Below are 14,014 nucleotides of genomic sequence, written 5' to 3'. Positions count from 1 at the left end.
CGTCCGCCGGGCGAGGAGCGGGCCGGTGGTGCGCCGGATCCGCGGCCTGGCCGTGGCGGAGCCGCTGTGCATCCCGGTGTTCGCGGCGGTGGCGCTGCTGTGGGAGATGCCGTTCAGCACCGCCAACACGGTCGGGCTGGGGCTGCTCTTCCTCGTGCTCGCCGAGGGCGGCGCGTACTGGTGGGCCAAGCGGCGGCAGCTGGTCCGGGGCCTGCCGCTCCCCCCGGGCATGCCGGTCTTCGCCGTGCTGAAGCGGGTGAACCTCGCCCTGCTGGCCGCGGGGGCGGCCGCCATCGCGGCGGCCCCGCTCCTCGGCGACACGGGCACCCGGTTCTGGCCCGGCGTCCTCCTCTGGCTCTTCGCGGTGGTGGAGCAGGTGAACTACTTCCACGTGCAGCTCTCCCACGACAACCGCGCCGACCTGGCCCGACTGCTGCGCACCCGGCGCCTGCACCGCTCGCACCTCGCCCGCGACCTGGACCGGGCCCGCCGCCGCCCCGCGCGGTGACCCGGGGCCCGGCGCCCCGGCCGGCCGTGTCCGGCCGGACCGGCGGGGGGCGGAGGGGAGGACGCGGGCGGGAAGAACCGCACGGAAGGTCGCCCGGTGTCCCTCCGTTGTGGAAGAGTCCTTCACATAAACCCGCAAATCGGAGGGTGTGAGGGGCTGATGACTGAGGGACACGAAGGCACCGCCGACCCGAGGCTGGAGGCGCAGGGCGAGCTGAGCATGGCCCGGCTCGCGCTGGACGAGGGCGACCTGCGGCACGCCGCCGACCACGTCGCCCGGGCCCTCGTCTTCGAACCGGCGCTGCCCGAGGCCCATGAGCTGCTCGCCCGGCTGGCCGTGCGCCCGGACGGCGGACCGGACCTGTTCCCGCTGGACAAGTCGGTCTTCCTCGGCACGGTGGTGGCGCGGGCGCACGTTCTGGCCGCCCTGGGCCGGTACGAGGAGGCGCTGCCGCTGCTGGTCTCGGCCCAGTGCCACCGGCCCGACGGCGCCTGGGCCGACTCCGCCTGGATGCACGACCCCGCGACCACCGGCCGGCTCCCCGCCGAGCTCGTGCACACCTCGCTGCTCCGGCTCGTCTCCGCGCTGGACGACCCGGTCCCCGAGGAGGGGCGCGCGGCCGTCGCCCCCTACCTGTCCCTGGTCCGCTCCGTGCTGGCCGCCGACCCCGAGCACGCCGCGCTGATGTGGTCGGCGTCGATGCTGCTCCGCCGCACCGGCGACACCGGGGAGGCGATCGAGCTCGCGCTCCGCTCCGAGCGGCTGGACCCGTCCTTCCACGCCGCGACCGCCGCCGGGTACGCCTACCGCGCCGAGCAGCGCTGGCAGGAGGCGGAGGACGCGTGGATCCGCGCGCTCGGCTTCGACCCGACCAACGCCGCGCTCCACACCGACATCGGCGAGCTGCTCGCCTCGGCCGGCCGCCCCCGGGACGGCCTGTCCTGGGTGGAGCGCGGGCTGGCGTTCGAACCGGACGACCCCAGCGCCTTCCCCACCTCCCGCGGCCTCCGGTTCCGCCTGGACGGTTCGCTGCACCACCTCGTCGAGCTCGCCGACCACCTGCGCGACCACCCGGACAACGCGCACGGCGACAACGTGCTGGCGCAGAGCTCCCAGTCCCGCTACTGGCTGGGGCCGATCCCGCCGCCCGCCGAGGCGGTCACCAACGTGCTGCACCGCTTCCTGGAGGACGGCGAGTACGACGACGCCGCCCCGGAGGACCTGCCGAGCGCGGCGCTGACCGTGTCCGCACCGGAGCCGCCCAGCGCGCTGCTCGCCTTCTGCCGCGCCCTGCCGGGCTCCTCGGTGCAGATCAACGAGGTGCAGGAGCCCGACGCCCGGCGGCCGGTCCCCGAGGTGTTCGACCGCGGGCCGGTGCGCCGCGTCGACCGGCGGGTGTGGGCCTACGACGGGACCGCCGCCCGGCCGGACGTCCCGCCGCCCGCGGCGGAGTCCGCCGAGGCGGTCCGCCGCGCGGCCGCCTACCCGTGGCGGCACCTCCCCGGCGCCTACGACGACGCCGTGCACCTGTCCGGGCTCCCGCTGGAGGACCTGCTCGGGGTGCTGGTGCACCCGCCGGAGCCGCCCACCGGGACGCCGGGGGTGTGGCCGGCCTGGGTGCGCCGGGTGCAGTCCTGGGCCTGCCTGGGCATCGCCCACCACCGCAGCGACGAGCCGTGGGAGGGGTCCGAGCGCCGCCGCGTCCTGGTGGACCTGGCCTACGGCCCGGAGGACTGGGTGACCGAGGCGGCGCTGCTCGCCCTGGTCGCCACCGCCTGGACCCACCCCGAGGCCCGGGAGGACGTCGCCGAGCTGGTCTCCTGGCGCTTCCTGGCCGCCGCCGAGGCCGCCCGCGAGCGCCCGGTCACCGTCCTGGGCTCGCTGGCCCGGCTGGTGCAGGCCGCCCCGGAGGCCTCTGCCGAGATCCTCCGCCTCGCCGAGGAGGTCCTCTCCGCCGACGACGAGGGCGGCGGGGAGTAGGCCCCCGGCCCGCCGCCGGGAGAAGGGGGCGGCGGACGCGGGAGCGCGCCCCGCCGCCCGCCCCGTCCCCGCGGTGCAGGGCCCGCCGGCCCCGCGCCCCGCGGTGTCCTCGGCGGGGCGGCCGGGGCGGGACCCGGCGCGGGCGCCGCTCCGCTCCGAGGTACCGCCCGGGCGGATCCGCGGCCCGGGAGCGGAGCGACCGGTGCTCATTCGATGAACCTCACGTCCGGGTGGTCCGGGGTCGGGCCGTCGAGGATCGGCCGCGGCTCGCCCTTGAGGTGCCGGTCGAAGAAGGCCGCGACGAACGCGCGCTGGGTGGCGTGCAGCCGGGCCGGGTCCTCGGCGGTGCCGATGCTGCGCGCCGCCTCCTCGTCGGTCAGCCCGAACTCCTCCTGGAACTGCGGCACCAGTGCCTGGGCGTCGGTGAAGCTGAAGTGCCGCGCCTCAGGGAAGTTCACGTCCCGCTTCCATCCGGTGGAGTTGTCCCAGAAGCGCCCCCAGTCCTCGAAGGTCAGGTGGGTGTTGGGGACGGGGCCGGCGCCCGGCTCCTCCGCCTGTCTGCTCCCGCCGACGAGGAGGAACGGCCGGTCCAGTCCTTCGTCCGCGACCGGGAAGGCCTCCTCGAAGCCGCCGCCCTCCACGCTGAAGGCGATCGATCCGTCCAGGTCGGCCCCGGCGTCCACGCGCCCGTCCTGGTGCATGGTGTGCGCGGCGGCGGAGCCGCCCATGGAGTGGCCGAACATCCCGACCTCGGAGAGGTCCAGCAGGTCGGCGACGCCCGGCGGCAGCGCGGCCCCCTCCGGGGCGGGCCGCCCGTCCCGGGCGTCCTCCAGCCGGTCCAGTACGAAGCGGGCGTCGGCCACCCGCTCGGTCATGAGCCTGGTGAGCAGTTCGGGGTCCCCGGTGTCCATGCGCGGCTCGTCCACCCTGCCGTCCGGGAAGCGGACCGGGGCCTCACCGGTGTGGTCCATGGCGACCACCACGTACCCGTGGGACGCGAGGTCCTCGGCGAGGGTGGTGCCCAGTCCCCGGGGGCTGCCCCCGCCGGGCGAGTAGAGCACCACGGGCAGCCCGCCGGCGTCCGGGTCGGCCGGCGCGCCGAGTCCGGCGGAGACCCGGCTGCCCTCCCAGTCGATCTCCTCGGTGATGCCCTGGGACTCGGCGAAGAGCTCGCCCACCCGCTGCGGCATGTAGCCGGCCGGCTCGGTGGCGGCGTCCGGGTCGGCGGGGTACCAGACGCTCGCCATGAAGGCGCGGGGGCCGTCGGCCTCCCACTGGTCCCGGCTCTCATCGACGAAGTGCAGCTCCGCCACCCCGACGGCGGACCCGCCGGTGGGTTCGGGCACCTCGAAGCGGAAGCCCGTCCCGCCCGCGGTGTCGGCCGCCGCGCCCGCCGCGGGCAGGGCCAGCAGGGCCCCGGCGGCGACGGCCCCCGCGCGGAGCGGGCCGCGCCGGGCCGCGCGCCCGCCGCTCTTCCGGTCGTTCTTCGGTGCGTTCTCACTCATGCGGCGAAGCCAACCAGGCCGCCGGCCGCCGCTCGATCGTGCCGGCACCACCTTCGGCAGGCCTGTTCCCCCTACCCGGGCCGGCCGGCGGGGTGCGGCCGCGGCCGACCTGCTCTCCCCGGGCGCCGCCCCGCCCCGGGGCCGGCGCCCCTCGGGCGGCCTGCGGTAAGAGGCGGTGGACGGCAGGGGGGCGGACCGCCTCAGGGCGGCGGGCCCCCGTTCGCCGCCCGCTCCCCGGCGCTCCACAGGGCCGAGGAGGCGCACACCATCGCGCAGCCGAGCAGTGCGGTGAGCATGCCGGTGGTCGGCACGGTCGCGCTGTTGTCCCAGCCGGCCCAGAGGAGCAGTGCGGAGATCGTGCCCAGCCCGCCGGCGATGGTGGCCGCCACCCGGGTCGCCTCGGCCGAGTGGACCAGGACGGCCGCCGCGGCGAGCATGGCCGTGAGGATCGGGACCAGGGCGACCAGGGTGATCTCCATGCCCTGGTGCCCTTCCGGCCGGAGCACCGCCCAGCCGAGCAGTTCGGCCCCAGTGGTCGCGCTGCGGGTGGGGGCGGAGAAGATCTCGTAGCCGCCGTCGCCGCCGATCGGCACGTCGGCCCGGAGCCAGGGCAGCGACCAGGAGACGGCCAGCGCGGTGAATCCGGAGGCCAGCCCTGCGGTGGCGAGCCGCAGCAGCGGCGCGGCCCGCCGCGACCGGAAGGCCGCGTCCTCCAACCGCGCGATCCGCGCCATCGCCTCGTCCAGCCGGCCCGCCTCGCCGCTCCCCCCGCCCCCTGCGGCGGGCCGCGCCGGCGGAGGCCCCGGCGGGCGGTGCGGCCCGTCCGCCGGCCCGGTGGGCCCGGTGGGCTTGAAACGTTCGTCTCCCGATTCCATGCCCGGCATTATCGCGGGGGCCGCGGCCGGGCGGCAGGGGCCGGGGGCCGCTCCACCCCTCGGCGCCCCGCTGGGACGCCGGGGCGGGCGGGGGCGGGCGGCCGCCTTCCGCGAGGGGGCGGCGCACCGCCGGGAGGGGCTGCTCGGGCAGGGGCGGTCCGGGAGGCCCGGAGCGCCCGTCTTCTCGGTTCATGCCGGCATTCTCACAGCGGCGGGGCCGGGCCGCCGGACGAAAACCGGGGCTGTGGACGACGGCCTGTGGACGAGAGCCCCGTCCCGGGGCCGCGCGGCGGGACGGAGTCCGGTGGAGCAGGCCGCGGCGGCCGGGCCCGGGAAAACCGCTCGCTCCGGGCCGGGCCGCTCGGCTACGCTCCCGACCGTGCCCGAGTCGAATGATCTGCGCCGCCTCTAGCGGCGGCGCTCACCCCAGGTTCCTGCTCCGCCGCACCGTGTCCGACGCCGGTGCGCCTCCTCGGGCCGCCCGGCTCCGCGCCCGATCCTCGGAGCATTCCCGTGAACCTCATCCGTCCCGACCGTGCCGACCGGCCCTCCGTGCCGCCCGCCGGCCGCGAGCGGTTCGTGCTCGCCGCCGTGCTGCTGTCGACGCTGACCTTCCCCCTCTCCATCACCGGGGCCTCGCTCGCCCTGCCCGACGTCCAGTCCGACCTCGGCACCGGCCTGTCCGCCGCGCAGTGGGCGGTCAACGGCTACAACGCCTGCTTCGCGGGCTTCCTGGCGGTGGCCGGGTCGCTGGCCGACGTCCTGGGGCGCCGCCGCGTCTTCACCTGCGGCGTGGCCCTGTTCGCCGCCGCCGGGGCGCTGTGCGGCCTGGCCGGCGACGTCCTGCTGCTGAACCTGCTGCGCGCCCTGGCCGGGGCGGGCGCCGCCGCGGCGGTGGCCGGCGGCACGTCCCTCCTCTCCCAGACGTTCACCGGGGCCGCCCGGGCGCGCGCGTTCGGGCTGCTCGGCACGGTGCTGGGGATCGGGACGGCGTTCGGGTCGACGGCGGCCGGCGCGCTGGTGGACCTGGCCGGCTGGCGCGCGGTGTTCGTCGCGCCCGCACTGGTCGCCGGGGCCGCGCTGGCGCTCTGCCCGCTGCTGCCCCGCTCCCCGGGTGCGCCCGGGCGCAGGGTGGACGCCGCCGGAGCGGTCTCCTTCTCCGCCGCGCTGCTCCTGCTGATCACCCTGCTGGTGGAGGGCCCGGAGCGGGGGTTCGGCCACCCGCTCACCCTCGGCTGCGCGGTCGGCGCCGCGGTGCTGGGCTGCGTGTTCGTCCTCGCGGAGCGGCGCGCCGCCGACCCCATGCTGGCCCTGGGCCTGCTGGCCGACCGGCGGTTCCTGGCCTACGCCGCGGCGGCGGGCGCGCTCATGGCGGTGCTCGTCCCGCTCCTGGTCTACCTGCCGTCCTACCTGATCAGCGTGGTCGGGCTGGACGCCGGGCAGGCCGGGCTGCAGCTGCTCATGCTGACCGCGCCCAGTGTGCTGCTGCCCTCCGCCGGCGCCCGGCTGGCCCGCGCCGTGCCGCCGGTCGCCCTGGTCGCGGCGGCGGTGCTGCTGTGCGGGGCGGGGGCGCTGCTGCTCACCGGCACCGGCCCGGGCAGCGGCCCGCTCGCGCTGCTCCCCGGGCTGGTGCTCGTCGGGTCCGGGGCCGGGCTGACCAACGGCATCCTGGACGGGCTCGCCGTGGGCAGCGTCCCGGCCGGGCAGGCCGGCGCCGCCGCCGGGGTGTTCAACACCGTCCGGATCACCGCGGAGACCGTCGCGATCGCCGCCGTGGGCGCCCTGCTGGCGGCGCTGACCTCGGGGTCGCTGCAGGGCGCGGCCTACACGTCGGCGCTGCACACCGCCTGCCTGGCGCTGGCCGGGTTCGCGGTGCTCTCCGCCGCGGCCGTGCTCGCACTGCACGGCCGGATCCGGACCCCGCACTGACCGGGCGGCCGCCCGTGTGATCGCATGGGCGGCATGACCCGACCGACCGGACCGGACGCGCCGCGGCTCCCGGCGCTCTCCCTGGCGGTGCTCTATACCGACCGCTTGGAGGAGTGCCGGGAGTTCTACCGCGCCCTGGGCCTGGACCTCCGCCGCGAGCGGCACGGCCGGGGCCCGGAGCACTTCGCCGCGGTGCTCGGCGGCGGGGCGGTCTTCGAGCTGTACCCGGCGTCCGGGGAGCGGCGGACCGGCGCGGTGCGCCTGGCGTTCGCGGTGGACGGCGCCGCCGCCCGGCCGCCGCTGGAGCCGGGGCGGCACCTGCTGACCGACCCCGACGGCCGCACCGTGGAGGTGCACGCCGGCTGAGCCCGCCGACCCGGTGCAGGTCAACGGCTTTCGGACCGCTGGGAAGCGGGTAGAGGACGGTGTGGATTCGCGGGCGGGCGCGGCCGGCGCGACCGGCCGGCGCCCGCCCCGGTACGGACGGCGATTCGGGGGGATCTGCCATGGGGTGTGTTCGGGCCGGCGACGTCGCGGTGCTCGCGGTGCGCGTCGGGGTGGGGGCGACGATCTTCGCCCACGGCGCGCAGAAGCTGTTCGGCTGGTTCGGCGGCGGGGGGCTGAAGGGCACCGCGAAGGGCTTCGAGGGCATGGGCTACCGCCCCGGGGAGACCACCGCGCTCGCCGCGGGCCTGAGCGAGGCCGCCGGCGGCGCCTCGCTCGCCCTGGGTCTGGCCACCCCGGCCGGCGCGGCCGCGGTCGCGGGCGCGATGGGCGTCGCCGCGGAGATGCACTCCGCCAACGGCTTCTTCAACACCGAGGGCGGCCTGGAGTACCCGGCGCTGATCGGGCTGACCGCGGCGTCCGTCGCGGTCTCCGGCCCCGGCCGGATCTCCCTGGACGAGGTCACCGGGCACGCCTTCGACCGGCCGTGGATGCGGGCGGCCGCGCTGGCCTCGGTGGTGCCCGCGATCTCCTTCGTGGTCGCCCGCCGGCGCCGCGCCCTGGCCGAGGAGGCCGCGGCCGAGAACGCGTAGCGCCCGCCCGAGGCGCCGGGACCGGCGCGGGGTCAGGACCAGAGGGCGAGGACCCGGTCGATGTCGGCGGCGATGCGGGCGCGGGCCTCGTCCCGGGGCACCCCGGACATGAGCAGGTCGTCGTAGGGGGTGTCCTCGTGCCGGACCGACGCCACGACGGCGCGGCGGACCGCCCCGGGGTCGAGGTCCCGGCCGGCGGCGGACCGGCCGACCCGGCCACTGCCGCGCAGCGCGGTGTGCGCGGCGATGCGCTCGGCCCGCTCCTCCGGGCAGCCGGGGAACGCCGCCCGGATCTCCTCCGCGAACCGCCCCTGGAAGACGGCGTCCTGCGCGGTGCGGCGGACCGCGTCCCGCTCCCGGCGGCGGGCCCGGGCGTCCTCGTCGGCCAGGCACTGCGCCTCGGCCTCCTCCAGCGCGCCCTCCTCCACCAGCAGCCCGGTCCTGCGGAACTTGCGGCGGGAGGCGACCCAGCGCTGCACCACCGCGGAGAGCCGGCTCGCCTTCTTCGCCCGGCGGGTCAGCGCGGCGTCGCCCGCCGGGAGGAACACCAGGTGGCCGAGGTCCGCGCAGTCCAGGCAGTACACCGCGGAGCCCTCCTCCAGGTGCGGGCCGGTGCCGCTCTCCCCGCACTCGGCGCACTCCCGGGCGGCCTGCACCTCGGTGACCACCAGGTCGGGCGCCTTGGCCCGGCGGTCCTCCTCGCGCCGCCGCTGCGCCGCGGTGGCCTGCGGCGACACCCAGTGCGTGCGGTGCGCCAGCTCGGCGCCGGCCGACCCTTCGGCGGTGAACCGCAGCGGCCTGCGGTCCCGGGTCGCCGCGGCGTACTCGACCGGTTCGGCGGCCAGTCCGCCCCGCTCCGCCCAGGCGCGGAGCGCCTCCAGCGCCGCGGCCCGCTTCTCCGGCGGCGCCTGGACCAGCCGGTCCAGCGCGTCCACCCTGCCCTGCCGCCAGTCCTGCACCGCCTTGTCGGTGACCCAGCCCAGCCCGGTCAGCACGTCCAGTGCGCTGACCGCGCCGCGCCGCCGCACCGCGTCCTCCGCGGCCTCCCGGACCCGCCGCTCCAGCCTCGTCTCCGTCCCGGCCCCTGCCACGTTCCCGTCCCCTGCTCTTCTTCCGTTCCGCTCCGGCTCGAGCAGGATAGGGGTCAGGAGAAGTGGTCCCGGCAGAGCTTGGCGACGGTGGCCAGCACGCTGGCCACCAGCAGGGTCTTCACCAGCCGGTCGCCCCGGCTGAGGGCGATCCGCGCGCCGATCGCCGAGCCGGCCAGGTTGGCGGTGCTGAGCAGCGCGATCAGCGGCCAGGGCAGCGCGGTGAGCGCGGCGAACACCGCGGCCCCGCCGATGTTCATCAGGCACTGGATGACCTTGGCGGTGGCCAGCGCGTCGACCAGCCGGCCGCCGAGGATCCGGCGGAAGGCCAGCAGCAGGAAGCTGCCGGTCGCCGGGCCGATGAGGCCGTCGTAGACGCCGATCGCCGCCGACGACCCGGCCAGCCTGCCCCGGGCCCCCGGCGCGCCCGCGCCGACCGCCGGGGCCTCCTGCCCTTCCGGGGCGGCTCCCCCGCCCCGGGCCTCCTTCACCCAGCCGCGGACGGTGAACCCGAGCACCGCGAGCAGCGCCGCGATGACCAGCGGCCGGAACACCTCCATGGAGATGCCGGTGGCGATCCAGGCCCCCAGCATGGCGCAGCCCACCGCGGCGCCCCCGGACCAGGCCAGCAGCCGCAGGTCGACCCGGCTGCCCGGGTTGCGCCGCCAGTAGACCGCCGCCGAGGCGACGTTCCCCACCGCCGAGACCGACTTGTTGACGCCCAGCGGCACCGCCGTGCCTCCCGGCATCACCGAGAGCAGCACCGGGAGCTGGAGCAGCCCGCCGCCGCCCACGATCGCGTCGATGAGCCCCGCGGCGAACCCCACCGCGACCAGCAGCAGAAGCATCCCGGGCCCGGCGTCCACACCGAGCACCTCGGCGATCACCGGCCCGCCCGCTCGGCCGGGAGCGCCGCCCGCCCCGGCGCTCGAACAGTGGCCGGACGTCTCAGGGTTCGCATCCTCGAAAAGGTATACCGCCCGCTTCCGCCGCCTCCCGGCGCCCCGGGCCCCGGTGGAAGGAGCGGGGCGTTCCGCGCGGAGGCCGCGCCGGAGCAGGCCGCTCTCCGGGGGAGGGGGCTCTGCGGGGACCCCCGACGGCGGAACTCCGCGATCGCCTCATGCGCCTTTCCGGGCGGGAGGGGGCCCGGCCGGCTCCGCTCCGCCGGGCCGCGTGCCGCCGCTCCCCCCGATGCCCGCCTCCGACCGGGAGCGGGAGCGGAAGGCCTCCGGGGACGCGGGCGGCTCCGCTACCGCAGCTCTTCCCGGTCGCGCAGGGACGCCGTGTCGGCGGCGGTGCGGCCGGCGTTCCAGCCGTCGGCGTCGGTGGGGACGCGGAGCCGGGTGGTGGTGAGGCCGGCGAACATGGCCTCGACCGCGGCGTCGACCTGCTCCTTGCGGGCGGCGAAGACGGGGACCAGGTCCCGGCCGGTGTGGGCCTGCTCGGCCTCGGCGGCCGCCCGGTCGAGGCGGTCGGCGATGCGGTCGGTGAAGGCGATGAGGAACGAGGCCCGGTAGTTCCGGTCCGCGGCGCGGCCGGAGCGGTCGCGGGCCGAGCCGGAGACCCGCATCGCGGTGTCGGCCTGCACCAGCAGCGAGGTGAAGAGCAGCTCGACGCCGGCGACGTCGTCCGGGTGGCCGACGACCGTGCACAGGCCGAGGTCGTCGTGCCAGACGGCGCGGCAGTGGTTGGCCTCGGCGACCACGTGCAGCAGGGAGGCCTTGTGCTGCTCGTAGGGGGCGTCGACCGGGATGCGGCGGCCGCCCGCGGCCGGGGACGACCCGCCCGCGGGCTCGGCGGCGAGCAGGGCCGCGTCGATGCTGTGCCGGGCGATCAGCTCCTGGGCGCGGGCGGAGAGCGCCTCCGCCTCGTCCGGGAACTCGGTGGACTCGGCCTTCGCCAGCAGCGCCCGGATCTTGGCCAGCCTGGCCGCGTCGCGCGGCGCCGCGCCCTGCGGCGGGGCCGCCGCAGACGCCGGGGCCGGCGCGGCGGGCTCGCCCGGCCGGGGCAGCAGCGGTTCCAGCGGCGGCACCGCCTCCAGCAGCGCGGCCAGCCGGAGCGCGGTCTCCACCGCCTCCAACCGGAGCAGGCCGTGCCGGGCGGTGAGCCCGGCCAGGTATTCGGCGTCCCCGGGCCACCACTCCCCTTCGCCGAGCGCGCCGAGCTGCTCCGCCCAGCGCGGGTCGAGCGAGGCCGCGGGGTGCGCGCGGTGCTCGGCGACCACCATGTCCGCGCAGATCGCGGCGGCGGTGCCGCCGAGTCCGCGGGAGGCCTGGCGGACCGCCTCCGCAGGCTGCCAGCCGAGCCGCCAGGCCCGGGCGAGCCGGGAGGTGAGGCAGGAGACCAGGGCCCGGCTCGCCGCCGCGGCCCGTTCCGGGCGCTCGGTGTCGGCGAGCACGGCGAGCGAGGCGTCGAACGCGCCCCGGTCGTCGGCGTGCACGGCGCACAGCGCGGCCGCGACGAGCTCCTCGGCGCGCCCGGCGCCGCCCGCCCCGCCCTCCGCCGACTCCGGACCGGCCCCACCGGCCCCGTTCCCGGGTGCGGCGGGGCGCTCCTTCTTGCGCCGGGCCCGGCCATAGGGGTGCGCACCGGTCCCGCGCCGCTTCCCGCCGCTCTTGGCCTTACCGCCCCGTGCCACGCCCGCCCCTGTCGTCCGATGTGCCGCCCCGCCGTCCAGTGTGCCAGCGGCGGAATGCTCCCCCGTCCGCCCCGTCACCGCCCCGACGACGGTCTCCGAGTGGCGGAAGGCGGGCCCGCCCCCGGGTACCGCCCCTCGGCCCTGCCCCGATCGGGGACCGTGGTCCGCTCGCGCGCCTGTGCTCGGAGTGCGCCGCGCCAGGCGAGTGGCCTGCCCGGATCGGCGGGGACGGGCGGGCCGTGTGCGGCTGGGCGGCGGGTGGCCGCTTTCGGTCGGGGGGTCGGGCCGTCGGGCCCTGGCCTTTTCCGGCGGGGTCGGCGAGGATCGCGGCCATGTCCGCCTCCGCTGCCGGCATCGCCGCCGTGCTCTGCGATCTCGACGGGGTGATCCGGCACTGGGACCGCCGGGTCACCGAGGACCTGCACCGCCGGCACGGGCTGCCGGCCGGGACCCTGGAGGCCGCCGCGTTCGCGCCGGAGCGGCTGCTGCCCGCCGTCACCGGGGCGGTCCGCGACGCGGAGTGGCGGGCCGCCGTCCGCGAGGCACTGGTGCCGGCCTGCGGTTCCGAGGAGCGCGCCCGTGTGCTGGTGGAGGACTGGTCGCGGCATCCGGGCCGGGCCGACGAGGAGGCGCTGGCGCTGATCGCCGAGGTGCGCACCCGGGTGCCGGTGGTGCTGGTCACCAACGCCACCGACCGGTTGGAGCCCGACCTGTCCCGGCTCGGGATCGCCGGCGCGTTCGACGCGATCGCCAACTCCGCCCGGCTGGGCTTCGCCAAGCCCGACGCCCGGGTGTACGCGGTGGCGGCCACCATGGCCGGGGCGCCCGCCGGGCGCTGCCTCTTCATCGACGACTCCCCGGACAACGTCGCGGCCGCCGGGGCTGTGGGCATGCGCGCCGTGCTCGCCCGAGGCGCTGCGGGGCTGCGCACGGCGCTCGCGCCGCTCCTGGGCTGAGCGGGCGAGCCCGACCCGGATCGGTCTCCGGCGGCCGCCTCGGCGGGACGGCCTTCCGCACCGCCCCACCACCGGGCTCCCGGAGCGCGGCGCCGACCCGCTCCCGCCCTCGCCGCCCGCATGAACCCTCGCTCCGCGAGACGCCGCGCCCGGGTGGCCGCCTTCGCCCCACCCCTACCTGTGCCGTCGCCGCCCGCATGAACCCCGACCCCGTGAGACGCCGTACCCGGCCGGGGCGCCCGGCCGCCTTCCCCCCCTCCTTCGCCGCTCGCCTGCCCCGCCTGCGGGGCGGCACCGCACGAAAGGATCCGCAGGACAGGGCCGAGGCCGCAGAAAAGCGAAAGCCGGAGGCGGGGGGACCGCCAGGACCCTGTCCCCGGTGGGGTCCCGGCGGTTCCGCCGCCTCCGGGCGGGGGACCCGCCCGCCCCCGCGCGGAGGGGGCGGGCGGCTTCTCGCCCCGTCAGGGGATCAGCAGGACCTTGCCGAGCGCGGCGCGGGACTCCAGGGCCGCGTGCGCGTCCGCCGCCCGCTCCAGCGGGAAGGTGAGGCCGATGTGCGGGCGGAGGGCGCCCGAGGCCGCCAGTTCCAGTGCCCGGTCGCTGAGCCGGCGGGAGGATTCGCCGTCCCCCTTCTCCATGTCGAGCAGGGTGGTGACGGCGACCCCGCGGCGCTCCGCCTCGTCCGCGTCGACCTCGGCGAACTCGCCGCTGGAGGCGCCGTAGGTGACGAACCGGCCGCCGTCGGAGACCAGGGCGAAGGCGGAGGTGCCCAGCTCGCCGCCGGCGCCGTCGACGACCCTGTCCACGCCCTTGCCGCCGGTGATCTCGAGGACCCGGTCCCGCCAGCCGGCCTCGGAGTAGTCGACGGCGTGCTCGGCGCCGAGCTCGCGCGCCAGGGCCAGCTTCTTCTCGCCGCGGGCCGCGGCGATGACGTGCGCACCGGCCCGCCGGGCCAGCTGCACCACCAGGCTGCCGGCGCCCCCGGTCGCCGCCATGACCAGCACCCGCTGCCCCGGTTCGAACCGGGCGGCCTCCTCCAGCAGCAGCGCGGTGGGGCCGTCGTGCAGCAGCGCGAGCGCCTCCCGGCCGTCCACCCCCTCCGGGACGGGGATCAGGTCCTCGGCGGGCACCGCGGCCTTCTCCTCGTAACCGCCGGTGGGGGCCTCCGCGCGGCCGCTCTTCGGGTCGCGCTCGCCGGTGTCGACGACGACCTCGGTCCCGATCAGCGCCGGGTCGACGCCCTCGCCGACCGACGCGACCCGCCCGGTGACGCCGGAGCCCGGGACGTAGGGCGGGGTGACGCCGAAGAACTCCTTGCCCCAGCCCTTGCGGATCTGCACATCGAGGTACATGACGTTGGCCGCCGCCACGTCCACCACCGCCTGGCCCGGGCCGGCGACCGGGTCGGGCAGCTCCACCGGCTTCAGGACCTCCGGCGCCCCGTACTCGTCCACCTGTACCGCACGCATGTCCGCCTCGTTCCGCTCTCGACGTCGCG

The 14,014-nt window shown here is 77.9% G+C and carries 12 protein-coding genes; 6 read left to right on the top strand and 6 right to left on the bottom strand.

The window, feature by feature from the left end; all coding sequences use genetic code 11:
* Positions 1-25: 25 nt before the first annotated feature.
* Complete coding sequence (locus D459_RS0120825; protein WP_017594942.1) at positions 26-508, top strand: hypothetical protein; 483 nt, start codon at positions 26-28, stop codon at positions 506-508.
* A 159-nt stretch (positions 509-667) separates the two neighbouring features.
* The gene (locus D459_RS32300; protein WP_017594941.1) at positions 668-2,488 is read left to right on the top strand and encodes a tetratricopeptide repeat protein; all 1,821 of its coding nucleotides are present in this window, start codon (positions 668-670) and stop codon (positions 2,486-2,488) included.
* A 206-nt stretch (positions 2,489-2,694) separates the two neighbouring features.
* Here D459_RS32300 and D459_RS0120815 read toward each other — a convergent pair whose 3' ends face one another.
* Both D459_RS0120815 and D459_RS35110 read right to left on the bottom strand, forming a co-directional pair.
* Positions 2,695-3,993: an alpha/beta hydrolase family protein gene (locus tag D459_RS0120815; protein ID WP_017594940.1), complete on the bottom strand. Its 1,299-nt coding sequence runs from the start codon at positions 3,991-3,993 to the stop codon at positions 2,695-2,697.
* A 200-nt stretch (positions 3,994-4,193) separates the two neighbouring features.
* Positions 4,194-4,868 carry a hypothetical protein gene (locus D459_RS35110; RefSeq protein ID WP_017594939.1) on the bottom strand — a complete coding sequence of 225 codons (675 nt, stop codon included), beginning with the start codon at positions 4,866-4,868 and terminating at the stop codon, positions 4,194-4,196.
* Between the two features lie 513 nt (positions 4,869-5,381).
* Between D459_RS35110 and D459_RS0120805 the strand changes: the two genes are divergently transcribed.
* The 3 genes from D459_RS0120805 to D459_RS0120795 all read left to right on the top strand — a co-directional run bounded on the left by D459_RS0120805 (position 5,382) and on the right by D459_RS0120795 (position 7,834).
* A complete protein-coding gene (locus tag D459_RS0120805; RefSeq protein ID WP_017594938.1) occupies positions 5,382-6,797 on the top strand; it encodes an MFS transporter in 1,416 nt (471 codons plus the stop codon).
* A 24-nt stretch (positions 6,798-6,821) separates the two neighbouring features.
* Positions 6,822-7,163, top strand: coding sequence for a VOC family protein (locus tag D459_RS0120800; protein ID WP_017594937.1), 342 nt, complete (start codon positions 6,822-6,824; stop codon positions 7,161-7,163).
* Positions 7,164-7,303: 140 nt separating this feature from the next.
* On the top strand, positions 7,304-7,834 hold the full coding sequence (locus D459_RS0120795) for a DoxX family protein (RefSeq protein WP_020380272.1): 531 nt from the start codon (positions 7,304-7,306) through the stop codon (positions 7,832-7,834).
* A gap of 32 nt (positions 7,835-7,866) precedes the next feature.
* Here the strand turns inward: D459_RS0120795 and D459_RS0120790 are convergent, their stop codons facing one another.
* The 3 genes from D459_RS0120790 to D459_RS0120780 all read right to left on the bottom strand — a co-directional run bounded on the left by D459_RS0120790 (position 7,867) and on the right by D459_RS0120780 (position 11,560).
* Positions 7,867-8,925 (bottom strand): DUF2293 domain-containing protein, encoded by a 1,059-nt coding sequence (locus D459_RS0120790; RefSeq protein ID WP_017594935.1) that lies wholly within the window; start codon positions 8,923-8,925, stop codon positions 7,867-7,869.
* Between the two features lie 53 nt (positions 8,926-8,978).
* The gene (locus tag D459_RS0120785; RefSeq protein ID WP_152523063.1) at positions 8,979-9,788 is read right to left on the bottom strand and encodes a sulfite exporter TauE/SafE family protein; all 810 of its coding nucleotides are present in this window, start codon (positions 9,786-9,788) and stop codon (positions 8,979-8,981) included.
* 383 nt (positions 9,789-10,171) lie between these two features.
* Entirely contained in the window at positions 10,172-11,560 is a 1,389-nt protein-coding gene (locus tag D459_RS0120780; protein WP_017594933.1) for a DUF2786 domain-containing protein, read from the bottom strand.
* 332 nt (positions 11,561-11,892) lie between these two features.
* Between D459_RS0120780 and D459_RS0120775 the strand changes: the two genes are divergently transcribed.
* Positions 11,893-12,516, top strand: coding sequence for an HAD family hydrolase (locus D459_RS0120775; protein ID WP_017594932.1), 624 nt, complete (start codon positions 11,893-11,895; stop codon positions 12,514-12,516).
* A gap of 461 nt (positions 12,517-12,977) precedes the next feature.
* Here the strand turns inward: D459_RS0120775 and D459_RS0120770 are convergent, their stop codons facing one another.
* Positions 12,978-13,985: a zinc-binding dehydrogenase gene (locus D459_RS0120770; protein WP_040710677.1), complete on the bottom strand. Its 1,008-nt coding sequence runs from the start codon at positions 13,983-13,985 to the stop codon at positions 12,978-12,980.
* Positions 13,986-14,014 lie beyond the last annotated feature (29 nt).

This window comes from Nocardiopsis potens DSM 45234 (assembly GCF_000341105.1).
GTDB classification, from domain to species: domain Bacteria; phylum Actinomycetota; class Actinomycetes; order Streptosporangiales; family Streptosporangiaceae; genus Nocardiopsis_A; species Nocardiopsis_A potens.
Note: the sequence above shows the minus strand (reverse complement) of the source record. Positions and strands in the feature narration are given on the sequence as shown.

Bases quoted from the DNA above. Each gene is read 5' to 3' on its own strand.
- D459_RS32300 (WP_017594941.1), top strand. From the start codon at position 668: ATGACTGAGGGACACGAAGGCACCGCCGACCCGAGGCTGGAGGCGCAG.
- D459_RS0120815 (WP_017594940.1), bottom strand. From the start codon at position 3,993: ATGAGTGAGAACGCACCGAAGAACGACCGGAAGAGCGGCGGGCGCGCG.
- D459_RS35110 (WP_017594939.1), bottom strand. From the start codon at position 4,868: ATGGAATCGGGAGACGAACGTTTCAAGCCCACCGGGCCCACCGGGCCG.
- D459_RS0120800 (WP_017594937.1), top strand. From the start codon at position 6,822: ATGGGCGGCATGACCCGACCGACCGGACCGGACGCGCCGCGGCTCCCG.
- D459_RS0120795 (WP_020380272.1), top strand. From the start codon at position 7,304: ATGGGGTGTGTTCGGGCCGGCGACGTCGCGGTGCTCGCGGTGCGCGTC.
- D459_RS0120775 (WP_017594932.1), top strand. From the start codon at position 11,893: ATGTCCGCCTCCGCTGCCGGCATCGCCGCCGTGCTCTGCGATCTCGAC.
- D459_RS0120770 (WP_040710677.1), bottom strand. From the start codon at position 13,985: ATGCGTGCGGTACAGGTGGACGAGTACGGGGCGCCGGAGGTCCTGAAG.